The sequence below is a fragment of the Sphingopyxis macrogoltabida genome, assembly GCF_001314325.1.
GTDB lineage: Bacteria > Pseudomonadota > Alphaproteobacteria > Sphingomonadales > Sphingomonadaceae > Sphingopyxis > Sphingopyxis macrogoltabida.
In genome coordinates this window covers 134,381-160,737 of record NZ_CP009430.1, presented here as the reverse complement: position 1 = coordinate 160,737, position 26,357 = coordinate 134,381, and the positions used below count along the sequence as shown (strand labels likewise).

18 protein-coding genes and 3 pseudogenes are annotated in these 26,357 nt (G+C 58.4%); 11 read left to right on the top strand and 10 right to left on the bottom strand.

Annotation, left to right across the window (positions count from 1 at the left end):
- Nucleotides 1-88 precede the first annotated feature (88 nt).
- Complete coding sequence (locus LH19_RS25695; protein WP_054734712.1) at nucleotides 89-1,252, top strand: alpha-hydroxy acid oxidase; 1,164 nt, start codon at nucleotides 89-91, stop codon at nucleotides 1,250-1,252.
- Nucleotides 1,253-1,548: 296 nt separating this feature from the next.
- On the opposite strand, the gene LH19_RS25690 is transcribed toward LH19_RS25695, so the two are convergent.
- A complete protein-coding gene (locus tag LH19_RS25690) occupies nucleotides 1,549-2,430 on the bottom strand; it encodes a patatin-like phospholipase family protein (RefSeq protein WP_054734709.1) in 882 nt (293 codons plus the stop codon).
- 1 nt (nucleotide 2,431) lies between these two features.
- Nucleotides 2,432-4,774 (bottom strand): TonB-dependent receptor, encoded by a 2,343-nt coding sequence (locus LH19_RS25685; protein WP_054734706.1) that lies wholly within the window; start codon nucleotides 4,772-4,774, stop codon nucleotides 2,432-2,434.
- A 223-nt stretch (nucleotides 4,775-4,997) separates the two neighbouring features.
- Between LH19_RS25685 and LH19_RS25680 the strand changes: the two genes are divergently transcribed.
- Nucleotides 4,998-5,540: a TetR/AcrR family transcriptional regulator gene (locus tag LH19_RS25680; RefSeq protein ID WP_234716243.1), complete on the top strand. Its 543-nt coding sequence runs from the start codon at nucleotides 4,998-5,000 to the stop codon at nucleotides 5,538-5,540.
- An 88-nt stretch (nucleotides 5,541-5,628) separates the two neighbouring features.
- Nucleotides 5,629-6,775: pseudogene (locus tag LH19_RS25675) on the top strand (IS701 family transposase); the annotation flags it as partial.
- A gap of 74 nt (nucleotides 6,776-6,849) precedes the next feature.
- Here the strand turns inward: LH19_RS25675 and istB are convergent.
- The 6 genes from istB to LH19_RS25645 form a co-directional block, all read right to left on the bottom strand.
- Nucleotides 6,850-7,707, bottom strand: coding sequence for an IS21-like element helper ATPase IstB (gene istB, locus LH19_RS25670; RefSeq protein WP_054734702.1), 858 nt, complete (start codon nucleotides 7,705-7,707; stop codon nucleotides 6,850-6,852).
- Nucleotides 7,704-8,960 carry an IS21 family transposase gene (gene istA, locus LH19_RS25665; RefSeq protein ID WP_054734700.1) on the bottom strand — a complete coding sequence of 419 codons (1,257 nt, stop codon included), beginning with the start codon at nucleotides 8,958-8,960 and terminating at the stop codon, nucleotides 7,704-7,706. Before istA ends, istB begins: the two co-directional genes overlap by 4 nt.
- 786 nt (nucleotides 8,961-9,746) lie before the next feature.
- Entirely contained in the window at nucleotides 9,747-10,538 is a 792-nt protein-coding gene (locus LH19_RS25660; RefSeq protein ID WP_054734698.1) for an enoyl-CoA hydratase-related protein, read from the bottom strand.
- A gap of 32 nt (nucleotides 10,539-10,570) precedes the next feature.
- Entirely contained in the window at nucleotides 10,571-11,224 is a 654-nt protein-coding gene (locus tag LH19_RS25655; protein WP_054734696.1) for a PaaI family thioesterase, read from the bottom strand.
- The gene (locus tag LH19_RS25650) at nucleotides 11,205-12,833 is read right to left on the bottom strand and encodes an AMP-binding protein (RefSeq protein WP_158514500.1); all 1,629 of its coding nucleotides are present in this window, start codon (nucleotides 12,831-12,833) and stop codon (nucleotides 11,205-11,207) included. The genes LH19_RS25655 and LH19_RS25650 overlap by 20 nt, the downstream gene beginning before the upstream one ends.
- 326 nt (nucleotides 12,834-13,159) lie before the next feature.
- The gene (locus LH19_RS25645) at nucleotides 13,160-14,395 is read right to left on the bottom strand and encodes an acyl-CoA dehydrogenase family protein (RefSeq protein ID WP_082396404.1); all 1,236 of its coding nucleotides are present in this window, start codon (nucleotides 14,393-14,395) and stop codon (nucleotides 13,160-13,162) included.
- Nucleotides 14,396-14,516: 121 nt separating this feature from the next.
- Here LH19_RS25645 and LH19_RS25640 point away from each other — a divergent pair, with 121 nt between their 5' ends.
- Nucleotides 14,517-15,419 carry a LysR family transcriptional regulator gene (locus LH19_RS25640; RefSeq protein ID WP_054734688.1) on the top strand — a complete coding sequence of 301 codons (903 nt, stop codon included), beginning with the start codon at nucleotides 14,517-14,519 and terminating at the stop codon, nucleotides 15,417-15,419.
- Between the two features lie 124 nt (nucleotides 15,420-15,543).
- Here the strand turns inward: LH19_RS25640 and LH19_RS25635 are convergent, their stop codons facing one another.
- Nucleotides 15,544-16,563: a DUF2889 domain-containing protein gene (locus LH19_RS25635; RefSeq protein ID WP_054734685.1), complete on the bottom strand. Its 1,020-nt coding sequence runs from the start codon at nucleotides 16,561-16,563 to the stop codon at nucleotides 15,544-15,546.
- A gap of 341 nt (nucleotides 16,564-16,904) precedes the next feature.
- Here LH19_RS25635 and LH19_RS25630 point away from each other — a divergent pair, with 341 nt between their 5' ends.
- The 6 genes and pseudogenes from LH19_RS25630 (at nucleotide 16,905) to LH19_RS25600 (ending at nucleotide 23,640) form a co-directional block, all read left to right on the top strand.
- Nucleotides 16,905-19,124 carry a TonB-dependent receptor gene (locus tag LH19_RS25630; protein WP_054734681.1) on the top strand — a complete coding sequence of 740 codons (2,220 nt, stop codon included), beginning with the start codon at nucleotides 16,905-16,907 and terminating at the stop codon, nucleotides 19,122-19,124.
- Between the two features lie 63 nt (nucleotides 19,125-19,187).
- Nucleotides 19,188-20,135: an SMP-30/gluconolactonase/LRE family protein gene (locus LH19_RS25625; RefSeq protein ID WP_054734677.1), complete on the top strand. Its 948-nt coding sequence runs from the start codon at nucleotides 19,188-19,190 to the stop codon at nucleotides 20,133-20,135.
- Nucleotides 20,053-21,317 (top strand): annotated as a pseudogene (gene mftD, locus LH19_RS25615) (pre-mycofactocin synthase MftD). The gene LH19_RS25625 and the pseudogene mftD overlap by 83 nt, the downstream one beginning before the upstream one ends.
- Nucleotides 21,314-22,729, top strand: coding sequence for an MFS transporter (locus LH19_RS25610; RefSeq protein ID WP_234716242.1), 1,416 nt, complete (start codon nucleotides 21,314-21,316; stop codon nucleotides 22,727-22,729). Before mftD ends, LH19_RS25610 begins: the two are co-directional and overlap by 4 nt.
- 2 nt (nucleotides 22,730-22,731) lie before the next feature.
- Nucleotides 22,732-23,166 (top strand): cupin domain-containing protein, encoded by a 435-nt coding sequence (locus LH19_RS25605; RefSeq protein ID WP_054734668.1) that lies wholly within the window; start codon nucleotides 22,732-22,734, stop codon nucleotides 23,164-23,166.
- Nucleotides 23,167-23,262: 96 nt separating this feature from the next.
- Entirely contained in the window at nucleotides 23,263-23,640 is a 378-nt protein-coding gene (locus tag LH19_RS25600; RefSeq protein ID WP_062913034.1) for a cupin domain-containing protein, read from the top strand.
- Between the two features lie 130 nt (nucleotides 23,641-23,770).
- On the opposite strand, the pseudogene LH19_RS25595 reads toward LH19_RS25600, so the two are convergent.
- Nucleotides 23,771-25,073 (bottom strand): annotated as a pseudogene (locus tag LH19_RS25595) (IS701 family transposase); the annotation flags it as partial.
- 112 nt (nucleotides 25,074-25,185) lie between these two features.
- Here LH19_RS25595 and LH19_RS25585 point away from each other — a divergent pair.
- A protein-coding gene (locus LH19_RS25585) for an IS3-like element ISSpma3 family transposase (protein WP_145923318.1) occupies nucleotides 25,186-26,357 on the top strand; the annotation gives its coding sequence in 2 pieces (ribosomal slippage) (nucleotides 25,186-25,438 and nucleotides 25,438-26,357; 1,173 coding nt in all).

The following is a 26,357-nucleotide window of genomic DNA, read 5'->3' as shown; positions in this document are numbered from 1 at the left end:
ATCCCATTGTCCGACAATCCTACTTGCCCGGCGTCCTTGAATCAAGCATTGAGGAGAGGCATCGTTCCGGGTGCTTTTGAAGGCAACCATGCATGGCCGAGCAATGACGAAATCCCTCTCGCTGGAAGATTTTGACCGGGCGGCTCGCCGAAGGCTGCCGCACCCGTTGTACGCCTATATTGCAGGAGCCGCAGAGGACAATTTGAGCCTAGGCGACAACCGAACGGCAATGCGCAGCTGGAATTTCGTTCCGAGAACGCTTCGCGATGTGAGCGGCCGGACCATGCAAACCGAATTGTTCGGCACCGGCTACTCAGCGCCTATCGGCATCGCGCCGATGGGCCTGTCCGCCTTGATGGCGTTTGAAGGCGACAATCTGCTGGCACGGGCGGCGGCGAACGCAAAGATACCCATGATATTGAGCGGAACGTCGCTCATCCCGCTGGAAGAAGTCGTTCGGCATGTGCCGGGTATCTGGTTTCAGGCGTATCTTCCAGGCGAGGCGGCGCGCATCGAACCAATGATCGATCGTATTGCCGCCGCCGGCATCGAGACCCTGATCTTGACAGTCGATGTCTGTGTTTCCGCCAATCGCGAAAATCTCGTCCGGGCGCGATTCTCGACCCCTCTGCGGCCCTCGATCCGACTTGCCTGGGACGGGTTGACCCACCCTCGATGGCTGATCGGAACTCTCGCGCGTACATTCGCGGTCCGCGGCATGCCGCATTTCGAGAATAGTTCAGCGACCCAAGGCGCGCCGATTTTCGCTCGGACGGCAGAGCGCGATTTCGGTGCACGTGAAGCATTTTCATGGGAGCATGCACGCTTGATCCGGAAGCGCTGGGACGGCCGGCTCATTCTCAAGGGCATATTGTCGGCCGACGATGCCCGGATCGCGAAGGATATGGGAATCGACGGGGTTATTGTATCGAACCATGGCGGTCGCCAACTCGATGGCGCAGCCGCCCCGTTAACGGTCCTTCCTGCCATTGTGGATGCTGTCGGCGCGATGCCGGTCATGATCGACAGCGGTTTTCGCCGCGGGGGGGACGTGCTGAAGGCGATCGCGCTGGGAGCACGAATGGTCTTCATTGGCCGCCCTTTCCTGTTTGCCGCCGCCGCCTGGGGCGAAGCGGGTGCCGCGCAAGCGATCAGCCTCATCAAAGCCGAAATTGATCGCAACATGGCATTGCTGGGCGTCTCTTCACTGGCAGGCCTTGACCGGAGTTTCTTGACGCGCGCCGAGCCGTAGAGGGTTTACGCAAGGCGGGGCGCACGAGAGGCATCGCGCCGATTTTTGGATCTTTCTATCCGGCGCCATATGAGAGGTGATACGTAACACGGAGACGACGCCGATTGGGTGATGCCCCCGGTTTCAAAACGAATGTCCCCGAGGATATCTGAAGGTCGCGCACGACCAGTGGATCCGCCGTCTTATCCTCACTTCGACCATGCGCCGCGCGGCGTAGAAATGGGCCTTTCTATCCTGTGCGAACAGCGCGCCTATTGCTGTACCGTAACGTCCCTGATCCCAGCAAATTGCTGAATTCAATGCAGCGCATCAAATTGCAAAACTGAACAGTCGCGTAGTTGAAGCGCCTGGCTGCGCCCAGCTTCGGCAGCCGCCGTCCGCGTGCCGGTCGCGAGAGGGTTGGAACCCATAGCCAATCGCGATGACTCACTCGGACAAATAATCCTGACTTTTGTGTCGTTCTCCTCGAGTTTACGCCGCTGATCCGAAAGGTCGCGACCGAACGTTGCGGGCCCGTCCAGACCGACCGGCGATATGATGAGGACATGTGCAGCGCCTTCCGCCAAGTCAGCATTGTCAGAAGATCGAACACCGCCATCGATATAGCGCCGCCCATCGATCTTCACCGGCGGCCATATACCGGGAACTGCGCAACTTGCCGCAACAGCATCAATCAAATCGACACCGCTATTCCGATCAAACAGTCTTGGTTCTCCGCTGTCAGCGTCCACCGCCACCAATGTGATTGGACGGACAGGCCAATCGCGGCTAGGCAATCGATTGGCGATCACATCGAGACGCTCCGCCTCTCCTCCGACAGGCGCCATGGCCGCCAACCTGCGCGCGCGCTCGACAGGTGAGTCGACATCACCCACGAACTCCCCAAAAACCTGCAGTAGACGGCTGACAGCATCCGGCGGCGGCTCAACTTCACGCACTTGCAAGGCAGTCAGAACTTGACGTTGATAGTGCTCTTCTAGCGTAAGGCTTGCCGCAATCATGACGGCGACCACCGCGCCCGCCGACGTTCCAATAATCCGGTTGAAGCGATGCGGGTCAAGACCGCGTTCGCTTAACCCGAAGATCAATCCAGTCATCCAAGCGATTCCGGCGACACCGCCGCCGCCCAGTACGAGAGTATTGCCTTCCCCTGCGTGATGATCATCGTCCAAAGCCATGTCAGAATTTCGCGCCAAAAGTAACCAAAATCTGGCGTGGGTTGCCGTAGAATGCCGTCGCTACGCCCTCTCGCCCGACTTGCGGACGCAGGCGTCCTTGGGCATCGCGCAGCGGGGTACCGTCTGGTGCCGTGAACAGAATCTGATAGCCCGACGTTATATACCGCTTGTCGGTAATATTTTTGGCATGTAAACCAATGGAATAGCGGTCATTTTTCGATGACCAGACAAGACTGGCATCTAGTAGCCCGTATTTTGGCTGATCCAATAAGGGACTCGGCGTCTCCAGCTGAGTGGTCTTGCTCCGGTAGGAAACAGTCGTTGAGCCATGCAGCATTCCAGAAGCTACCGGTAAATCTATCCCGAGCTGACCGGACAACGTCCACTTCGGCGTATTCTGGAATCGCCGCAACTCTGCGACATCCACACCTCGGGCATCGATGAATCGAAGAAACTTTGCATCGATATAGCCGAGACTTCCCGAGACGTTGACGGCCGAGCCGCTGCCTGCGAAATCGCGCGCCAAAAGCGCCGACGTCTCGAATTCCAGACCCTTGAATCTTGCCTGGGCCGCGTTTGTCGTAATGCCGATGAACGTTTCGTTGCTGCCATCGCCGTCAGAATCAAATCCGACCGCCCCTGGAATCTGGACGTCCTTGTAATCTGCATAAAACCCGGCGAGCGCGAACCGCATTCGGCGATCGAACAGCGAAGCTTTCCAACCCACTTCATAGCTGTCCACGGTTTCAGGGTCGAAGGACATAAATTCGAAGACGTCCTCGGCGTCGACCACGCCGTTGTCGTTGAAATCACGCGCGGCAGTCGAAGCGCCGCGTGGATCGAACCCGCCACCCTTAAAGCCCTTGGCGTAGGACACATAAAGGGTATGGTCGGGGGTCGGTTTGTAGGTCAGCGACGCCCGCGGTGTAAATTTCCTGAAGGTTCGTTCGCCGCGGAAGTTCGAGGATGTAGAAAGCACGATCGGATTGCCGCCGAATATCGCCGACGTCCCCAGCCGATTCTGGCGGAGATTCTGGCCGACGCGGTGGTCCGAAGTATATCGCCCGCCCAAGGATAGTGCGAACTGGTCCGACAAATCGAAGGTGAAATCGCCGAACACCGACCATGTCCTGGTCTTGGCCAACGATTCCGTAGCCGAGTTGAGATTGGGCAGCGTTGTGAACACCAGCAGATCCAGGAATGTTTCGCTGTCAGCATCGAGGTAATAGAAGCCGATGAGTCCGTGCAGCCTGCTGGTGTCGTACAATAGCTGGAATTCTTGGCTGACCTGCTCGTTGCGGTAAGCGATTGGCCCGTCAGCGTCGATGGCCGGCAGCGCGTCGAAGTCGATAGGCGACGTACTGCTATCCTTACGCCAAGCCGAGATGCTCCTTATGGTGACGGCGTCCGTGAGTTCTGCAGAAGCAGTCATGGTTAGGCCATAAGCCGTGAGGTTTTGGCGCGGGTTATTCGCGCCAGCCCGCGTATCATAGACATCGCTCAGCACTGGAGTGCCAGAGAACACGCCCGGAATGACCCGGTGCCCATTGCGCGGGTCCGACTTATCCCGTGTATAATCGCCGGAAATGCGGATCAGCATATGGTCATCCGGCGAAGCGAACTCCACGGTGCCGCGTCCGGCCCAGATATCCTTGTTATAGTTTTCGAGACCGTTGGTCAGATTGTGTCCAAAGCCGCCGCGCGACAGCCGAGCAACCGAACCGCCCACCCTAAGCTGGTTGCCGATAGGAGCGCTGACCGTGACAATTCCGTCCGCTTGATCGTAGCTGCCATAAGCGGCGCGCAGCTTCAGCTCGAATTGATCCGGCAATCGCCTGGTAACATACTTCACCGCCCCACCGATGGAGTTCCGACCATATAATGTTCCTTGCGGGCCGCGCAAAACTTCGATTCGTTCCACGTCGTAAATGTCGAGAATCGCGGCCTGCGGGCGGTTGAGGTAAACATCGTCGATATAGATGCCGACCCCTCCCTCGAAACCCGACACCGGATCCTGCTGTCCTGTCCCGCGAATGAACGCCGTGAGGGTCGAATTGGTACCGCGCGAATTTTCTAGCGTAACGTTCGGCGTCGTCGCGGCAATGTCGGTGATGTCGATTGCGCCTCGAGCTTCGAGTTCGGATCCGGAATATGCAGTGACAGCCACGGGCACGTCGAGCAAATTCTCCGCGCGCCGACGCGCCGTTACAACGATATCTCCAGCAGACTCTACGGCTGCGCCCTGCCCTTCTTGCGGTCCATCCTGCGCCATGGCTGGCTGTATGATGGTCGCCACGAGCAGAACGCCAGAGGCCCAGCGTGCGGTCAATAAATTGCGATTCATTTGACTCTTCCCCTCCCGTGTCCCACCATTGCAAGACACAATGGCGAGTTATGAATTATGATTCATTTTTCTATGTTCAATTATCATTTATGATTCACAATTCAAGGTTTAATTGCGGGATTGCCTTCGCGTGAAAACGGACGCACGCCAAAACGTTTCAGTGGATCCACCTATGCGCAAGGTTCCTCGCACTCGACGGGGCCGAGAGACTCTGGTCACGATAATGGAGGCCGCTCTTCAGGAGTTCGGCGAAAAGGGTTTCCACGAAGGATCGATCAGCGAGATAAGTCGACGCGCCAACCTCGCGCCGGGTGGCATTTACAATTATTTCGACTCCAAGGACGAGATATTCCGGGCGCTGGTGACGGACATCAATGTGCAATTTCGCGACCAGATTGCTGCCCAGGTGCGTACCGCAGCAGATGAGATGACCGCGGAAAAGCGAGTATTGGAGACCGGGATCAACTTCGTTCGCCAGCACAAGGGGATATACCGGATCGTTACCGAAGCCGAATTTATTTATCCCGAGGGCCACCGTGCGCTTTATGAGGCCCTCGTCGAACGGGTGGGCAACCGACTGCGAGATGGAGCGCTAAGTGGTGAAATTCGTCCCGATGTTGGTGAAATTCACGCCTGGGCGATCATCGGCATAAATGTGATGTTAGCGTTACGCTACGGCGTCTGGGCCGCCGACGAAGCCCCGGATCGTGTTTCGGCCGTTGTCAATGATATGCTAAAGCACGGCTTGAACAGCCGGACGACCTAGCACTACTTTGGCAGAAGCTTGATTTTTGGGATTCCCATTTGGGTTGACGAGTGATTCATAGGGAGCCGACGTTGGAAGGGTGTCGGCGATGGATGGTGATTGGCGGGATGAGTTGGAGCGTTGGCTGGCGCCCTATCTGAAGGGTCTTGGCCATAAGGCCCGGCAGCGGATGTGCCCGGCCTATGTTGCCGGCCTATGTTGCCGGCCTGATCGGCCCGGGGGATCGCAAGAGCATCCAGCCGATGGCGGCGCGGTCGAGCGAAGTGGGATACGATCGCCTGCATCACTTCATCGGCGCGGGTCTGTGGGATAGCGCACCGCTGGAGGCGACATTGTGGGACCAGGCCGATACGCTGGTCGGCGGCGGCAAGGCATGGCTGATCATCGACGATACTGCGCTGCCGAAGAAGGGGACGGCATCCGTCGGCGTGGCGCCGCAATATGCATCGGCGCTGGGCAAGAATGCGAACTGCCAGACGCTCGTATCGGTGACGCTGGCATCGCGAGAGGTGCCGATCATGCTGAGCTTGCGCCTGTTTCTGCCAGAGAGTTGGGCGAATGACGAGGCGCGCATGGTCAAGGCCGGTGTGCCCGAGCCCTTTCGCCCCTATCGTACCAAGCCGGCGACCGCGATCGAGGAGATCGACCGGGTCATCGCTGCCGGGGTGCGGTTCGGCTGTGTGCTCGCGGATGCCGGATACGGCCTCTCAGCCCCTTTCCGTCAGGCGCTCAGCGCCAGGGACCTGCGCTGGGCGGTCGGGATCCCCCGGCACCAGAAGGTGTATCCCGCCGACGTGCAACTGATCTTCCCTGTGGCGGGACGCGGACGCCCCCGGCGGCACCATGTTCCGGACACCCCATCGCGTGCCGCCCACGCCATGCTCGAGGGCGTAAAATGGCGACAGGTCAGTTGGCGCCGAGGAACGAAGGGGCGCCTGAGCGCGCGCTTTGCCGCCATGCGCGTGCGCATCGCCGACGGACCGCCGCAACGCATCGGCGCTTCGGGCGCGCAGCACATGCCCGGGGAAGAAGCATGGCTGGTCGGCGAGCATCGCTCCAGCGGCGAGCGCAAATATTATCTCTCGAACCTGCCCGCAGATACGCCGGTCAAGGATATCGCCGGCGCCATCAAGGCGCGCTGGATCTGCGAACAGGCGCACCAGCAACTCAAGGAAGAGCTTGGCCTCGACCATTTTGAAGGCCGATCCTGGACAGGTCTCCATCGCCATGCCCTCTGTCAATGGGCCCTGAAGTTTCCGCAGATGTGGGCAGTTAAAATTCCCGATGTCGGTGGTTGGGGGGGCGGTGATCAGCCGTGCTCGGGATCTTGATTTCCTTTCATTGGTGGTCGGCCGCGGCGCTTCGGCGCTGGCGGATTGAACGAGGCGGCGCTGCGCAGGTTTTCGGGCACGAGAGCGGCGTGCTCTCGCATGCGATAGCTGGATCCCTCGATCTGGATGACGACGGCGTGATGGAGGAGCCTGTCGAGCAGTGCGGTCGCGACGACGGGATCGCCGAAGACCTCACCCCACTCGGCGAAGCCGCGGTTGGAGGTAAGGATCATGGCGCCCTTTTCGTATCGGGCGTTGACGAGCTGGAAGAACAGGTTCGCGCCGCCCGGCGTGACCGGCAGGTATCCGATTTCGTCAACGACGAGCAGCGATGCCCTGGTGAGGAAGCGGATCTTCTCTCGAAGCGTGCCCTCGCGCTCGGCCTTGGCGAGCTGGGCGATCAGGTCGGCGAGCGGGATGAAGTAGACCGCTTTGCCAGCACGGACAGCTTCGACGGCAAGCGCCGTGGCAATGTGGCTCTTGCCGGTGCCAGGAGGTCCGAGCAGGTGGACCACCTCGGCGCGCTCGATGAAGTCGAGGCCGGCCAGCGCCAGGATGCGGTTCTTGTCGAGCGAGGGCTGGAACGAGAAGTCGTAGCCGGCGAGCGTCTTGACCACCGGCAGCCGAGCCATGCGCAGGGCCGCCTTGATGCGCCGGTTCTCGCGCAGCGACAGCTCTTCGCCGAGCAACTCGTCGAGCGCCTCGATGCCGTCGATCTGGCCCTGCTCGATGCGCCTGAGGGTCGCATCCAGGATTTCGAGGGCCCTGGGCATCTTGAGGCTGACGAGGCTCCGGCGGATCGAGTCTACGCGCGCAGAAGGAGCCGCGCCGTTCATGGCCGTCTCTCCGTTGCCAGGCCCGCGCCGATCGCTTCATAAATCGCCAGCGAGCGCAGCGGCACGTGATCCCCGATCCGACCGATCGTCATTGTCGGCCGATCCGGCGTCCGCGGCTGCGGCCGTCCGGTGCGATGGCGCCGATCGATACGATATTGCCGGCGCCCTTCGAGCACGGAGTGCTCGGCAACAACGATGCCCCGGTCGATGATACGGATCAGGTCCGGCAGTTGCTCGATCTCGACGATCCGGCGCGCCCGGTCGGGCACGCTATAGAAGTTGCCGCCAACCGATACGAAGCCGTCATGGGTCACCCGCCTCTCGAGCTTCAGGACCGCATTGAAGCGGTGCTCAGGCAGGCGCTGCAGCTCGCCCTGCTCTTCGGCAAAGGCTTCGGTGACCACGCGCTGGGTCGTGCCATGGACCCGCACGTTGGCGACCGTGTCGAGCCAGACGATAAGCTGGGCATTGAGGTCCTCCATGTTGCGGAAGGAGCGTCCCAGGAAGAAGTCCTCGCGGATGTAACGGAACGGCCGCTCGACTTTCCCTTTCGTCTTCGCACGATAGGGTCGACACGCCCTCGGCTGGAAGCGATAGTGCTTCGCCAGCGCCAGCAGCGAGCTGTTGTAAACGATGTGGCCCTGATCGTCCTCACCCGTGACCGCCGTCTTCATCCGGTCGTAGAGGATTTCGATCGGTACGCCGTCCATCGCCTCGAACGCCTGCATATGGCAACGCAGCAGCGTCTGGAGATCCTGGTGCAGCACAAAGCGAGCGAAGAGGAAGCGCGAGTAGCCCAGCACCATGCTGAACAGCCAGACAATGCGCGCCATGCCAGGATCATCGGTAAATTCGACGACGAAGCGCGCGAAGTCGACCTGGCCCTGTACGCCCGCCCTGGTTTCAAAGCGGACCTCGTAAGGCTTGGGATCGTGATCGGGACGGATCGCCGCCAGGTAACGCTTCACCGCCGTGTAGGCGCCCGAGTAGCCCATTTCCCTGATCTCGCGGGTCAGGCGCGACGCCGTCAGGTCCGGGAACGTCATGATGCGCTCGCGCAGGAACTCCATGTAAGGCGCGATCTTGCACGGCCGTCCGATCTTTCGCGGACCATAGGCCGGCGCTTCCACGCCGCGCTCGATATATTTGCGAACGGTCTTGGGATCGCGGCCCGTCCGGCGGGCAATCGCCGTCACCGACAGCCCCTGCCGATGCAACTCCAATATCATCATCGCTTCTCCAAGTCGGATCATCGGCGCCGCCTCCCATCAGGAGACCTTCTCGCGCCGATTTTGGCGTTCCCCAATGAGCCGGGGTTAACCCCGGCTCATTGGGGAACCAGGTCCAACAATCGGGGAATTTTCAAAGCCCACTTTTGCGGAGAATTACACGCCCACTGACACCCTCATGACAATGATCGCCTATGCCTTCCTGCAATCCCGCCGCCTCGCTCAGGCGGGACGGAAAAAAAAGAATCGCAGGTCCGCCGCCACAGCCCAGCCTGCCAGCGGTCCGGCAGGCCATCCTTGATTACCTCTCACGACCCCCACCGACGTATTGCCCTCATTGCAGAACACCGCTGGAAAACATGCCAATCAAGCTTCTGCCAAAGTAGTGCTAGCTCCTCGAGTCCTCGGCCTTTCGCGTCGCCAGGAACGCCTGGCACTGCACGTCGACCTTGGATTGAGTAGAAACGGACGCCACGAACCGTTCGATCAAGTCCTTCTTGTTCAAAAGCGAAGGACTCGAGGGGCGAGGATCACCGAAGGCGTTCGGCAACTTCCACGTTGGCGGTGGAGAAGTCTGGGCTTCTCCCAGATCCCGTCAGGCCTTCAGAGTCAGATGGAGCGGCGAAGAAGCAGAAATAAGCTCTTGGTCTTTGCCCAGCAAAATCCATTCGTTGACCATGATGGATTCCTGCTATTTCTTAACCTCGCGGGCGGCAACAGGCATCCCGCGGCCGAGCGGTGTGCCGCGATATATGTGCCCATTGATCCAAGACCCAGATGGGCTGCCCACCCTCGATGGTCGGCGCCTATTTAACGCCCGTTGAATTTTGGATTTCGCTTTTCGGCGCGCGCGAGAGCGGCCTCGCGCGTGTCCTCTGTGCGCGCAAGCGAGGCCGTCTGAGACTGTTCATAGCGATAACCGTCGCGGAGGGTCATATCCTCCGTCAAGCCAAAAGAACGTTTTGCCGCTTCGACCGCGAGCGGCGGCTTGCGGGCAATCGTCGCAGCAATTTCACGGGCATAATCCAGCAGCTGCGTCCGCGGAACACATGCCGACGCCACATTCATGCGAAGCAATTCCAATCCGGTGATCCGCTCGCCCGTGAAGATCGCCAGACGCGCATCCGATGCCCCGAACGACCTTATGAGGTGGCGAACGCCTCCTGACATACCATGATCGATCTCGGTCATTGCCAGAAAGGATTCTTCGGCGACGATCAGGATGTCGCATAACAGAGCAAGCACCGCGCCGCCGCCGACCGCAGCCCCGTTCATTGCCGCGATGACCGGCTTTGGACATTCCGCCAGGGAATCGAGCATCGAGCGAACCAGCCGGTTGTGGCGAGCATAGCCGCCGGGAGCACCTTCCAGTGCGTTTCGTTCCGACAGATCGGCGCCGGCTGAAAAGACAGTGCCTGCTCCCGTAAAAACGATCGACCGCACGGCATCGGTTTCACCCAGGATGTCAAACACCCGCACCAGTTCGACGCGCAGCACATGATCCTGAGCGTTGACAGGTGGATGGGTGATGGTGACGAGCGCAACCCCTTCCTCGACCCCGACCTCGAACCGCTTTAGGTTCTGGAGTCCAATTTTGCTCATACTTGCCCTCCCGGCGGCAATGCTTTGCCGCCTCATGACGATTTGGAATGCGGCTGGTTTGCTCGCGATTCCACGAAAAGGCCTTCTGCCTCTGCGCACAATACACCCCGACAGCGTATCTCGCCTTTCAAAATACGTTTGCGCCCCGCTTCCTTCCCGTACCAACCTGTCACGTCCAGTTCCTCTTCGACAGGTGTGATCGAACGAAAATCAACGGCGAGACGCGCCGTGGGGGACGTCGGCCGCGCGGTTGAATTGACAAGGACGCCTAGCACTTCGTCGAACAGAAGCGCGACGATCCCGCCGTGAACTGCGCCACTTCCGCCGCGAAAATGCCTACCGAAAACAACCTTCCCTGAAACTGAACGCGTATCTCGCCGCGAAACGACAAACGGCGGCAACATCAAAAGACCGCGCCCCGGCAGCAACTGCCGCTCGGCGATATCGGTAGAGGTGGCCTGCGTCTTCGCCAGGATCCGGGTGTGCTTCCGAATATCTGCCTCGATCCGCTGGCCGACACCGACATCGGGCGAAGCGTCTGACAGTTGATCGAGAAAATCACGCACCGCAGCGAGGAGACTGCCATAAACACGTGCCCGCTCAGTCGGCACCTCGTTTGCGTCCCATTGTGTCATAACAGTCACCTGATCGCGCAAAAAGTGTGAATCAACGGCGCCGTTCGTCACGCCCTATAACCAGACCCATTGCCTCGAAATCCCATGTCGAGTCGGTGATACCCCGCTCTCTCAGCTTGAACTTCTGAACACGGTTGACCACGGATTTGGGGAACTCATCCATCACTTCGACATATCGCGGTACGGCATAATATGGCAGTGCGCCTTTGAAGAATTCAAAAAGCTCTTCCGGGGTAATCTTGGAGCCGCCTGTCAAGACGACGCAAGCTTTGATGTCGTCCTCGCCGACCGGCGATGGCACGCCATGAACCGCCGCCGCGGCAATGGAGGCATGCTGAAGCAGCGCCTCTTCCAGTTCGGTCGATGAGATGTTCTCGCCCCGACGACGCAGGGAATCTGATTTGCGGTCGGCAAAGAACAAAGTGCCCTCTTCATCGAGACGACCATAATCGCCAGTGTGGTGCCACAGGTTGCGCCAGGCTTTAGCCGTCGCGTCCGGGTTATTCCAATATCCAGAAAACATGACATTGGGCAGCAATGGCCGGACGACAATCTCTCCAACCTCGCCGGTCACGACTTCGTTATCGCCCTCGTCCAATATCTTGAGTTCGACGTGAGGCGCGACCTTGCCGGCCCCGCCCGGGGTAAGGTCGATTCCGGCTGGGGTAATGGTTGCAGGATTGCACTCGGTCTGGCCGTAGACTTCCGAATTGATCGGGATAGCGAACCGCTCAAAAAAAAGCTTCCATGTCTCGGGGGTAGTGGGGACGCATGTCGCGAGGCGGATGCCATGGCTTTTGTCGGATTCCTTTGGCGATTGAGCCAGGATCATATTGACCATCGATCCCATGATCCGGATCACCGTGGCTCCCAACTCTCCGGCTCGATCAATAAACGTAGAAGCATGAAAAACCGGTTCTATGATTGCCCTGCCTCCGCAGGACAGAGCGGATGCCAGCACCCAGATCTGTGCGTTGGTGTGGAACAGCGGCGTTGCAGTCATCAGTGTGTCGGCACCTTCATGCCAGCCAGCTCGCCGCAAAATCTCCGGTATCCAAGTGTAATAGCCGTGGCTGATCATGCACCCCTTAGACGGACCCGTCGTTCCCGAAGTGTACAGGATTACGCAAAGGTCATGGCCAGCCAACTCCACAGCCATTGGCGCGGAAGCAGACGCCACGCACGTTTCATAGGAGTGGATATCAAGCTCTGTCCCAATCAACGCGCCCTTTATGGCATCGCAGTCATCCAGTCCGATGGCGACCCGCAGATCGGGGAGCATATCCGCCACCGACGCTATCTGTCGTGCTCCCAGCACATCCACCAGCACCACCGCCGCGCCCGACTCCGCCATCTGATGGCGGAGAAACTCGCCCTTGAGATAAGTATTGATGGGCACCTGAATCGCCCCGATTTTCGCTATCGCGAAGATCGCGAAAACATACTCATCACAATTGGGAAGCATTATGGCTACGCGGTCGCCCTTGCGAACGCCCAGCGATTGCAGACTCGCAGCAAGGCGATCACTCTGATCATCGACCTGTCCGTAAGAAAGCCATTCTCCGTCGCATAGAATATAATCTTGATCAGCATATTTAGCCGCCGCATCTCGCAGCATGTCACCCAGAACCTGGATTCGAGTAGCAGGGAATTCTGTCACGATCCTCTCCATATGTGTTATAGTTAATCTGCAAATCAGCAGCAACACCAAACTATTGCGAAGGCAATCTTCGAAAAGGCGGCCCAGACCTGCTCATGCGAAAATCGGGGAACTTGCATGTGGATCCCCAATCGTCCCTTCACCTATCCGCCTCTCGGATGGCAAATCCAATATCGTGTCTGCGATCAGCGATACGCTTGAACTATCGGTCAGCGATGGGAGCCGCGGCACGGCATTGCGCAGGATCGGAAACGACTTTGGCAATCCACCTTCCTTCGCGTCGCGACAAGGAAAACCGCAATTCGATCACCGGCGACACCAGTCCGTCAGAGATCGAAATCGCCCGCAAAAAGATTGTTCGCGATTTGTCGTCGAAGGATTTCAGAAGACCCATCAGCGACCATCACCTTGCGCAGCGATATATATGCACTCGTGAGATGCATGTCGTTGGCGAATCCCATTGCACCATGGATTTGCATAACTCGATCGACGGCCAATCGACCGGCTTCGACAGCAAGGGTTTTCGCCATAGCGACTTCCTTTTGCGCACGCTTCCCTTGGTCCAACAGCTCAGCAGCATTGCGGGCGACGAGATGCGCCGCATGTACTTGCATCGCCGATTCAGCCAGCGGGAATGAAACGCCTTGGTGAGACTTGATCGGAGCGCCGAATGTTTCACGGGTCCCGGCATAGTCAATTCCGGTTTCCAAGGCCCAGCGCGCCGTTCCGACCGCGCGCGCAGCGTTATAAATTCGACCGAGTCCGACACCCAGCATGGCCAATTCAAAGCCGCGATGAAGCTCGCCCAACAGTTGCTCAGGCTCTATCCGGACCGCATCGAATCGCAGCTGCCCCTCGTCAGAACCGCTCGCTCCCCACATTTTGATCAGGCTTTCGACCTCAAATCCGGGCGCATCCGTCGAAACTATGAATGCGCTAATTCCGCCGCGCCGCGCTTGTGCCAACTCAGGCGACGTGACTGCGAATACGATCGCATGATCAGCATAGGGTGCATTTGTAATCCAGATCTTGGATCCGGTGAGCCGCCAGCCATCCCCATCAACGGTCGCCTGGGTTTTTATCATAGTCGCATCGGAGCCCGCGCCGGGCTCCGACAAAGCAAAGCACAAGCTTTTCTTTCCGCTCATGAGATCGGGAAGTACCGCGTCCCGAAACGGCGGCCGCAGTCGCGCCAGAAGCGGGCTGGGGCCGCGCGACCAGTGGGCGATCACGCCGTGGCCAAGCCAATAGCGCGCCGAACATATGTGGAATACACGTTCCCAAGCCGCGAAATAGGCCAAATAGCCCATCCCAGCGCCGCCCAAGGCCTCAGGCACGCACATCGTATAAAAACCCAATTCGGCCGATTGCTGACGGATATCTCTTATAATCGACCAGACTTCGGGCGATGTACGGCCTTCTGCCGTGTAACGACGTCGAGAATCGTCGAGGATATGTGCATATTTGTCGTGTGCCGGGAGCACAACTTTTTTCAGGAATGCAGTCAGGCTTTCACGAAGCGCAATAATTTCTTCCGGATAGTCACTTGCTATTGCACTCATTGACTGGCCCCTCCCTGCAGCAGGCGGGTTTAGCGCGCCTCGTTCTAGGACGCAGACATTGCTATATCCCCTTGCTTCGGTCCAATATCGTTAAACCGTCTATCGATAGGAAAAATTTATCATGGAACTGCGCCACCTGCGCCATTTTGTCGCCCTCGCGCACGCCAAAAATTTTCACCGCGCGGCGGCAAACCTGAATCTTGCCCAACCGGCGCTGTCGGTATCGATTCGCAAGTTCGAAGAGGAATTGGGTGTTCAATTGGTGATACGCCATTCGCGCGGGGTAACACTCACACCGGAAGGCGAAGTGACGGCCACCCAGGCTCAAGATATCCTGCGACGCGCTGATGAGGTCCGCGCTTTTGCATCGCAAGTGTCGCAAGGAGTGCGGGGGCGATTGGCGATCGGTTTCGTCGCATCGGCAACGTTCAGCCTCATCCCGTCGATTGTTGCGATATTTCGCAAGCGATTTCCCGATGTGAAGCTGCGACTTCGCGAAACGACGCACGTCGAAATCACTCGCAGCCTGCTCAATGGCGAGCTTGATATTGGTATCATCCGCACACCTCTATCGGTGCGCCCGGGCGTCGAACTTATCCCGTTGACCGCCGACAATATGGTTCTCGCGATTCCAAAGGATCATCCCTTTGCTTCGCAGACCCGCGTCGAAATGGAAGATCTGAAAGATGAACCTCTGATCCTGTATAGCCGCAGTGGAACGTCCAGCTTGCGAACACTGATCGATCTGAATTTCAGCGCGCTCGGCATCACTCCCACGGTCGTTGAAGAGGTAGCGCATCTCCACACCATGATTGCGTTGGTCGAAAGCGGTTTAGGCTTGGCTTTCGTTCCGTCGGTCGCGCGATTATTTGCTCATGATCGCGTGGCAATAGCGAATGTATATTTCCGGGGTACCGCTATTCCTACGGGACTTGCGTTGGCGTATCCCATGGATGGGTTGCGCCTCCTTGGGAGTCAATTTCGCAGTATCTGCATCGAGCAGAATTGGGGAAATCCATCATAGCAAAATCTATCGATCCTGCCGGGCGTTCGAAAGAAAAATGACTGACCTGCTCCGGATATAATTTGGCGCACGCGGGGATCCATTGCCCGATCCAAGCCGCCCCCGCATTCCCCGCGAAATGCAATCAATCATCCTCTTTTGGCAAAAGTTTTGCGAGCGAGGGCAGATCGGCAAACGACCGCAGGACGTCGTTGAGATGCGTACAGCCATGCGTTCCCGCCAACGTGTCGAGCACACTCTGCCGGAATTGATTGACGTTCAGCCCAACCATGCGGGCGGCGTTTGTCGCGGCTCCGGGGCACTCACGGAACGGCAGGATATGCGGCCAGACCTGAAGCGACAACAGTGTCCCGCTAGCTTCGTCGATGTCGGCGTGGACGCGATATTCGTGAATGGCAGTGCGCTTGCCCTGCGGATTGGGTCCGCTATCCTGAAAGCCCGCATCGACCTTGAGAACATCCTTTACACGCCAAAGGTCGATCCGCCGCGCCCGGCGCGCCTGTGGCCTACGTTCCTGAACCGGCATGGCGTGCCAACCGGCAAGATCCCCAGGGTTTACCAGGGAACCGACTTCGGTCGCCGACTGACCTTCATGATCAACGCGACCATCGTCGGTCAGTGAGCTCGCTCCTTTCGCAAAGCCGGTGCAGATATCAATCATCTTGCCCTTGTTGCCGACGGTCGATTGCATGCCCGTGCGGCGCAACATATGTTGCCAATCGCCGGTCCAGCGCGACCATATCCAGCTCGCAACAAGGCTGGCGCCCGCAAAGTCGTCGAGTAACTGAAAGGTCAGCGAGCCGCGCATGTCACCAAGCGCTGCCACAAGCGCATGACGGCTCGCCCCGCCAGCGCGAACCCCGATCATTTCAGCCAAGTGCGGGTGATCGGGTATCGCCGAAAGCTCGAGAATCTCGCGCTTCGACGAAGCGAGAATGTGAATCTCACCCGTCGCCAGTTCGACCGGATCGCCAGACAAAGGGGTCAACAGATCGCGCCCCCTTCCGATCAACCGCCAGGATTCGCCAAAGCCGGTCGGCCATTCGGAATCAATCGAGGTGGTGCGGCGGACCGATCCCGGTCGGCGCAGCGGTGCGGGGCCAGCCGACTGGCGGGCAATGCGAAATTGCTGGGGCGCGTTCAAAATCCGACTCCTATTTCGCTGGCATACAACAGTGCCGTCAAGGCGCAAATTTTGGCCATTCAAATATCCACTGCGGACAACTTCGAGCATTATTCTGCCAAACTCTTCGCAATGGCCAGACGATTTGGGCAAGGCACTGACACCCAATTGCTGGTGTGCGGTCCTTCAAGGAGGCCAACTTAAGCGCCCCACCCTTCCCTCACCGGGCATAAATCCACATAAGCGATTTGATCTGCGTATCAACGCAGCGTCATTCGATATTGGACACGAACCAACGTTCAATTAAATTCTCCCGCGGAAGCGACAGAATAGCGGGCTCGCGGGCACCAGGGAGGTGCCTGATGAAGCTAGCGGCGCTCCAAGGGAGAGGGAAGATGAATTTGAAAAGGCCATCGGCTGCCTATGCGGTGTTCTTTGCCACCACGGGTTATGCGGTTTTTTCTGTGCCTGCGCTCGCGCAACAGGCGTCAGTCGCAGCGGACGACACCCAGGCTGGTCCAGAAGAGATCGTCGTAACGGCACAACGCCGCTCCGAGCGCCTGCAGGATGTTCCAATCGCGATTACCGTTGTCGGAAGCGAGCAACTGGAGCGTGCCGGCGTCACCGACGTGCAGGACTTGGGCACCGTGGCGCCCTCACTCAATATCACCCGGTTTGGCGGGGCTGCGAGCCTTCGTATCCGAGGTGTAGGGTCGTCGATCATCTCGGAAGGCCAGGAAAATTCCGTCTCGATATACGTTAATGGCGTCCTTCAGCAGAGCGCGGAAGCAGCGTTATTTTCATTGAGCAACATCGAACGGGTCGAAGTCCTGAAGGGTCCGCAAGGTACGCTGTTCGGACGAAATTCAACTGGCGGAGTCGTCAGCGTGACAACAAAGGCTCCGAGTCAGATTCCCGCAGCGGACATCTCGCTCAGCTACGGAAACTTCGGAACGATTGAAGCGGGCGCCTATGGAACGATAGGGGTCACCCCCAACCTTGCCACGGACATTGCTTTCCATAGTCTCGATCAAGACAAGGGCTGGGGCACCAACATCTTCAACGGCAAAGATATTTTCCAGCGAAACAGCTTTATAGTAAGAAATCAATGGGCCTGGACGCCGGGGAGTTCCACAGAGATCACCTTGGCTGGGAGCTATTTCGATAATTTTGAGGAAAATCGCGCGGTCCGGCCGGCGCAGGGTACGTCGACCCTCGGCGGCAACGGCTTTCCGGGATTTTATAATATCAATTCCAACTCACCAGCCTTCGTTAAACGGAAAGGCTATGATTTCAGCCTAAATGCAAAACATGACATAGGATGGGCGACATTAATCAATATTTTTGGCTATAGCTATGTTGATGCCCAAACGCCGGCCGATCCCGATGCAAGCCCGTTCGATTTTGCTAGCCTCGATAGGCAGAGCACCCTCAACAAGGGATATTCGGAAGAATTGCAGATTCAATCTAATCCAGACTCCAGCATATTCGGCTTTCCTATCACCTGGATTGCCGGATTTTATTACCTTCATACCTACGCTGGGTATGTACCCAATCCAGCTATTATTCTGACAGGTACAAATTATGGTGCCTTCGCTCCAGTTGCGATCACTGGAGTACTTAGAACGAACTCCTATTCTGGATTTGGTCAGACAACGATAACGGTCCTGCCAAACACGCATTTGACCGGCGGTGTTCGTTATACGAGCGACAAAAGGATACTCGACAACCAGACGATTTATAAGTTTCCGCTTCTACCGTTGGCCGAAAATCACCAGGAAGGCACGTTCAACAAATTTACTTATAAATTTACGCTGGACCATAGGTTCAGCGATGATCTGATGATTTACGGAACGCACAGCACAGGATTCAAGGCTGGTACGTTCAACCTTGTCGATTTCGGCGCGCCATCGGTGAAGCCAGAGCTTCTCAAGGCCTATGAAATTGGTACAAAGATGTCATTGCCAGACGGGCGTATTCGGCTCGACATCTCGGCTTATCATTATGATTACAACAATATTCAGGCTCAGGTCTACAGCGCCGGTGCGACAGGTATCGTCCAGCTTATTAATGCGGCGAAAGCCAAGATCAATGGAATTGATATAGATTTTACTGCTGTTCCGATAGAAAATCTAAATATTCGAGCAGGCCTCGCATATACTGATGCGAAATATAAATCATTTCCTACAGCGACCTTTTATGCCCCCCTCCCGGGCGGTGGCACGATTCAGAGGGTCGGTGATGCTGCCGGAAACAATATCATCAATACTCCTAAGTTTGGTTTCAATGTTGGTGCTGACTACGAATTTATAATGGCTACAGGAAAATTTGTTCTGAGTACGCAGTACAGCCATCAAAGTAAATTTTATTGGGACTTTGAAAATTCGTTTGAGGCCGCGCCGCGCGATATATTAAACGCCTCCGTCGAACTCGAACTCGATTCCGGCCTTAGTTTCCGCATATGGGGGCGCAATCTCCTGAAGGATCGCTATGCGGACCAAGGTCAAATATCGGCCTTCGGCTATCTGGAAGCGCCTGGCGCGCCGCGCACCTATGGTGTGGAATTGGGAGCCCATTTCTAGCCATTTCGGCGCAATCCGAGAAAGCGCCATCCAGCTTTTGAACGTCTTTCGAAAGGTAACGCAATGGATTTCGAAATAGTGGGCGAGGGTTTTATGGTGCCTGAAGGCCCTGTCGCTTTTCCAGATGACTCGGTGGTTTTCGTCGAGATTGCCGGCGGAAGACTGACCCGACTTTGGGGCGATGGCCGTTCCGAAGTCGTCGCAACACTCGGCGGCGGGCCAAATGGCGCGGCGTTGGGGCCGGATGGGGCGCTTTACGTCTGCAACAACGGCGGTTTCACGTGGGAACGTGACGCGCAGGGGAAGCTTGTGATCATTGGCACCAAAACCTCCGACTATCAGGGCGGCCGCATCGAGCGTGTGGATCTTTCGACGGGAAAGTTCGAACGGATATATACACATTGTGGTGACCGCATGCTGAAGGGTCCAAATGACCTGGTCATCGACAAAAGCGGGGGTATCTGGTTCTCCGACTATGGAAAACACACGCACGACACGCGCGATCTTTCCGGCCTTTTCTATGCACACTGCGACGGCTCGAAGATCGAGTGCGTAGTTGACGGCGAGCTTTCGCTGAACGGCGTAGGCCTGTCGCCCGACGAAAGCACAGTCTATGTGGCCGACACGATGAGCGCGCGCCTTTGGGCTTATGACCTTGAAGCGCCCGGCGTCGTACAGCGACCAACGGACGAGAGAGACAATCCGCTGCTTCTGGGGGGCATCGTTCCGGCGCGCCTAGCCGCGACCGTGCCGGGCAATGTCCTAATCGACAGTCTTGCCGTTACCGAAGCCGGTAACGTCTGTGTGGGAACGCTGCTCGATGGCGGCATCTCGACGATCTTTCCTGACGGCACTAGCCGACACGATGCCTTCCCGGACGTCTTGTGCACCAACATCTGCTTTGGCGGCGCGGATCGGCGAACGGCCTATGTTACGCTGTCCAAAACCGGACGGATCGCTCGAGCACGATGGCCGGAGCCCGGACTGGCACTCAACTTCAATCCCTATTGATGCGCTGCTGACAGGCGCGACCATGCCGCTGACGCTTAACCGGAATGTGGCGGTATTCGACGATGTCGGCTTTTTTCCTCGCGTCGGAATGGCGCTTGCGTCGGCCCGTGATCTGGACACGATGGTTTTGACCCAGCGACGCAAGATGCCCGTCATCATCGCGCCCGCAGGCATCCAGGCGGTGTGGCCCCACGGCGACCTGCCGTTGCCAGAGCCGCTGCGGGCGCCGGCATTGCGATGGCCGTGAGCAATTTCGCGGGGTCTCCGTTGGAAGAGATCGTCCTAGCCAATCCTGCCACATTCTTCCAGCTTTACTGGTCTGGAAGCCGCGACGACATCGCGTACAGGGTGGAGCGCGCCAAACAGCTGGGTGTGAAAGCACTCATTCTCACGCTGGATGCGACCGCCTATGCGAGCAGGGATTGGGGCTCTCCCTCGGTCCCGGAACGCATCGATTTGATGAACGCAATGCGCTTCTTCCCGGTCGCGCTCTCGCGTCCCCAATGGCTGTTGCGCTTTCCGCTCAGCGACAGGTTTCCAGACCTCAAGGTTCCCAACCTGTCGACCGCGAAGGACGGTGTCCCCGCGATGTTCGAGGGCGTAATGCGCTGGGTGCAAACACCGCGTCCGGCGTGGGAGGGCGTCGCGTGGCTGCGCAGATTGTGGGGCGGTCCCCTGATGGTGAAAGCAATTTTCCATCCAGACGATGCGCGTCGCGATGTCGACAGTGGTGCCAGCGCAATCTCGGTTTCGAACTACGGTGGCAACAATCTCGATACCACGCCCGCCGCACTGCGGGCGTTGCCGACAATCGCGCGCCCCGTCGGCGGAGACGCGGAGGTTCTTTTCGACGGCGGTGTTCGCCGCGGTGGAGATATTGTCAAGGCGCTGACGCTTGGCGCTCGGGCTGTGCTCGTCGGGCGACTGTGGATATTCGGCCTCGCCGCCGATGGTGAGCGCGGCGGCGTGGGCGAGGTGCTACAGATTCTTCGAGCAGGTATTGACGACACACTAGTGCGACTAGGCCAAGATTCGATAGCGGACGTGTCTCAAGACGACCTGCTGTTGCCCCGTGATTTCGAGCTACAGTCCACGTCGAGAAGAACCTCCGCTGTCACCAAATATACTTCGCCTGGCCCGGCTTTCGCTGGTTCGAGGTCTCTGGAGAGGAGTGCGCTGTGACAATCGGCACAGGAGTATCCGCCAAAGGATCCGATCCGTGCCTCCCCGATCCATCGGACTATCCCTCTCCGGCGATGGGTTGGCTCACTGTGGCGATACTGTTCGTTCTTTACATACTATCGCTGATCGACCGCAATGTGATGGCGCTGATGGTGGACGCCATCAAGGCGGATCTACACATCAGCGATTTTCAGATCAGCCTGCTACAGGGCACCGCCTTCGGAATCGCCTACTGCCTGTGCGCTATTCCCGTCGGTATGGCGCTCGACCGGTTCAGCCGAAGATGGGTGCTGTTCTTCTCTGTCATCCTTTGGAGTCTGGCGGCGGCGTCCTGCGGCGTGGGGACCTCTTTCGGCGCGCTATTGGCTTCGCGGGCCGCAGTAGGCGCCGGCGAATCGGGCTTAAGCACAGGCAGCTATTCTATAATCGGCGATAGCTTCCCTGCTCATCGGGTCTCGCTCGCAATGTCTGTGTTGATAATGGGCGGGGTTATGGGAGCCGGAATCGTTTTTCTCATCGGTGGCCCTATCGTCGCTGCGGTCCTGAAGGGAGGCCCCACTGTGTGGCCAATCCTCGGTGTGATTCAGCCCTGGCAGAAAGTTTTCATCCTGACAGCTGCCCCCGGCCTCGTGCTCGCATTCTTGGCATTCCTGTTCCGCGAGCCACCTCGACAGGGCCATGCTGGCAATCGGGATACCAGGCTCGTTGCAACGGATTTCTGCGAAGTGCGGGTCTATTTGCGATCCAATCGCACTCTATTCACCGCAATCTTCATCGGCTTTGGACTGACCTATGCTGGCATGATTGGCTCGCAACTTTGGACACCGACTTATTTCGGCAGGGTCTATGGGTGGGATCCCGCCAAGATTGGCATCGTTCTGGGCATCACCAATATTGTCGCTGCGGCCTTCATGCCGGTTCACGGATGGATCGTGGATATGGTGTTCCGGCGCGGTCGCCAAGACGCGCACCTGCTTTGGTGCTTGATCACTGTCTCGATAGCGCTGCCTTGTGGGACGGCGGCATATCTCGTCACAGACGCATGGGTAGCCGTGTTCTTCTATGGCTTATACATGGCTTTAATTCTTTCGACGGCGAGCCTAGGTGCCGCCGTCACTCAAATCGTCACGCCATCACGGTTGCGCGGACGCGTATCCGCGCTTTACGTGCTGACGATCGGTCTGATCGCGATTGCCGGTGGACCGTCACTGGTAGGCTTCCTCACTACGGAAATTCTGAGTAACGACCGGCTGGTCGGCGTTTCACTGATCATCTCTCTGCTGTGCGTGCTGTTGCCTGCCATTGCGCTGTTTGCAGCGGGTCAGAAGATGGTGCCGCGGGCGATCGACGCTGCGAGCAACGGCATTGACGATCGAACGAAGAATTTGCTTCAGAGCATAAGTGGAGATTAGAAATGATGGCGGTCAACAATCCGGGCAATCTGCTCCGTCGCTGGGAACAGCTGCCGTTCATCGACATATTGCGCGGCATCAGGATATGCGTTCTTGACGTTGTTCCGGGTCAGGATGCGGCCGGCCCGGTTCTGGTCTGTCTGCAATACCCGCCAGCGTACGAGGCACCGGCACATTGGCACACCGTCGCGCACATCGAAGTTGTTCTGAGCGGCACGCTGTATGTCGGGGAAATGGTAGAGCCGGAAGGCTCGGTTCGAATGGTTGGCGCGAAGGTGAAGTACGGTCCCCTCTCAACCAGAAATGACGGCTGCAAGGTGCTCGAGATATTTCCGAACGGATCGCTTGAAGCGGTCGCTGGGCATGACGGCGAACCTGGAGCGGGTTGGCTCGCACCGGAAGTGATTGAGATAGGCAATTTGATCGGCCTGAAATGAGGACGGGCATATTTTTGCCGGGGATATCTAATCAAACTACATGGGCTTATCGATTCGAAGACCCGTTAATGCCACGCAAGGAAAGGGAGCAAACCGATGACAAAGATTATGATAAGGGAAGAAGAGAGCTGCAAAATGATGACTGCGGCGGAGTTTGCGATCGAGAGATTTGGAGAGAACTTCGATCTCTCCAAATTCTCCGAGGAAGCGCTCGCAACCAAGATGAGGATCTTCCATGAAGGGAGTGATTTAGCTCCGCAGCTTTTCGAAACACAGATGCTTCCCAATGCGGTTGCGGCTGTCCACTCACATGAAGAAGATGAAATCATCTATATTCTCGCGGGAGAGATGATTGTAGGAAATCGAACTCTCAAGCGAGGTACATCGCTCTTTATTGCTGCAAATACTCTCTATGGGTTTCAATCTGGTCCAGAGGGGCTGCAGTTCCTTAATTTTCGGCCCCATAGATGCTGATAGTTTCGATCAGAAACACGCCGACGCTCACAGCTAGCACTACTTTGGCAGAAGCTTGATTGGCATGTTTTCCAGCGGTGTTCTGCAATGAGGGCAATGTGTCGGTGGGGGTCGTGAGAGGTAATCAAGGATGGCCTGCCGGACCGCTGGCAGGCTGGGCTGTGGCGGCGGACCTGCGATTCTTTTTTTTCCGTCCCGCCTGAGCGAGGCGGCGGGATTGCAGGAAGGCATAGGCGATCATTGTCATGAGGGCATGGCGATGGAGACCTGTCCAGGATCGGCCTTCAAAATGGTCGAGGCCAAGCTCTTCCTTGAGTTGCTGGTGCGCCTGTTCGCAGATCCAGCGCGCCTTGATGGCGCCGGCGATATCCTTGACCGGCGTATCTGCGGGCAGGTTCGAGAGATAATATTTGCGCTCGCCGCTGGAGCGATGCTCGCCGACCAGCCATGCTTCTTCCCCGGGCATGTGCTGCGCGCCCGAAGCGCCGATGCGTTGCGGCGGTCCGTCGGCGATGCGCACGCGCATGGCGGCAAAGCGCGCGCTCAGGCGCCCCTTCGTTCCTCGGCGCCAACTGACCTGTCGCCATTTTACGCCCTCGAGCATGGCGTGGGCGGCACGCGATGGGGTGTCCGGAACATGGTGCCGCCGGGGGCGTCCGCGTCCCGCCACAGGGAAGATCAGTTGCACGTCGGCGGGATACACCTTCTGGTGCCGGGGGATCCCGACCGCCCAGCGCAGGTCCCTGGCGCTGAGCGCCTGACGGAAAGGGGCTGAGAGGCCGTATCCGGCATCCGCGAGCACACAGCCGAACCGCACCCCGGCAGCGATGACCCGGTCGATCTCCTCGATCGCGGTCGCCGGCTTGGTACGATAGGGGCGAAAGGGCTCGGGCACACCGGCCTTGACCATGCGCGCCTCGTCATTCGCCCAACTCTCTGGCAGAAACAGGCGCAAGCTCAGCATGATCGGCACCTCTCGCGATGCCAGCGTCACCGATACGAGCGTCTGGCAGTTCGCATTCTTGCCCAGCGCCGATGCATATTGCGGCGCCACGCCGACGGATGCCGTCCCCTTCTTCGGCAGCGCAGTATCGTCGATGATCAGCCATGCCTTGCCGCCGCCGACCAGCGTATCGGCCTGGTCCCACAATGTCGCCTCCAGCGGTGCGCTATCCCACAGACCCGCGCCGATGAAGTGATGCAGGCGATCGTATCCCACTTCGCTCGACCGCGCCGCCATCGGCTGGATGCTCTTGCGATCCCCCGGGCCGATCAGGCCGGCAACATAGGCCGGCAACATAGGCCGGGCACATCCGCTGCCGGGCCTTATGGCCAAGACCCTTCAGATAGGGCGCCAGCCAACGCTCCAACTCATCCCGCCTGTCAGTGGGCGTGTAATTCTCCGCAAAAGTGGGCTTTGAAAATTCCCCGATTGTTGGACCTGGTTCCCCAATGAGCCGGGGTTAACCCCGGCTCATTGTGACGTGACCCCCTGATTTTCCTCCAACAGTGATTAGAGTCCGGCCTTGAAGGAAGGACGGACAGATGAAGCGTTTGAGGTTTTCGGAAGAGCAGATCATCGGGGTATTGAAGGAAGCGGAGGCGGGCGCGAAGACCGGCGAGCTGGCGCGGCGACACGGGGTGTCGGAAGCAACGATCTACAACTGGAAGGCCAAGTATGGCGGCCTGGAGGTGTCCGAGGCGAAGCGGCTGCGCTCGCTCGAGGACGAGAACGCGAAGCTGAAGCGGCTGCTTGCGGACTCGATGCTCGACAATGCGGCGCTGAAGGATCTTCTCACAAAAAAATGGTGACGCCCGCCGTTCAGCGGGAAGCGGTCGCCCATCTCCAGGCTTGCCATGGGATGAGCGAGCGGCGGGCGTGCCGTGTCACAGGGGCCGATCGGAAGAGCATGCGCTACCGGTCGCAGCGTGGTGACGATGCCGAGGTTCGGGAGAAGCTGCGCGAGCTGGCGCAGCAGCGTCGCCGGTTCGGTTATCGACGCCTGCATATCCTGCTGCGCCGGGAGGGCGTGATGATCAACAGGAAGAAGACTCAGCGCCTGTATCGGGAGGAAGGACTGATGGTCCGACGAAGACGTAACCGGCGCCGGGCGATCGGTGCTCGGGCGCCCGCACCGGTGCTGGCGCTACCGAACCAGCGGTGGAGCCTCGACTTCGTGCATGATCAGATGGCGTCAGGCCGGCGGTTCCGGGTGCTCAACATCGTCGACGACGTGACGCGGGAGTGCCTGCGCGCGGTGCCCGACACGTCGATCTCCGGGCGCCGGGTCGTGCGCGAGCTCAGCGATCTGATCGAGGAACGCGGCAGGCCGGGGATGATCGTCAGCGACAACGGGACCGAGCTGACATCGAACGCGGTGCTCGCATGGTGCGGTGAGGTCGGCGTCGAGTGGCATTATATCGCACCCGGCAAGCCGATGCAGAACGGCTATGTCGAGAGCTTCAATGGCCGGATGCGTGATGAGCTTCTGAACGAGACGCTGTTCCTCGACCTCGACCATGCCCGCACAGTGATCGCGGCCTGGGCCGAAGATTACAACCAGTCGCGGCCGCACTCGGCACTTGGATATGAGACACCGGCGGCGTTCGCCGCCGAACTGCATAAGCAATGGCCTGCGCAGCTACGCCCTTCGGGCTCCGCTGCGCAGGCCATTGCTTACACCGCGCTCATGCGCAACAAAGCTGCTGGGCTCTAA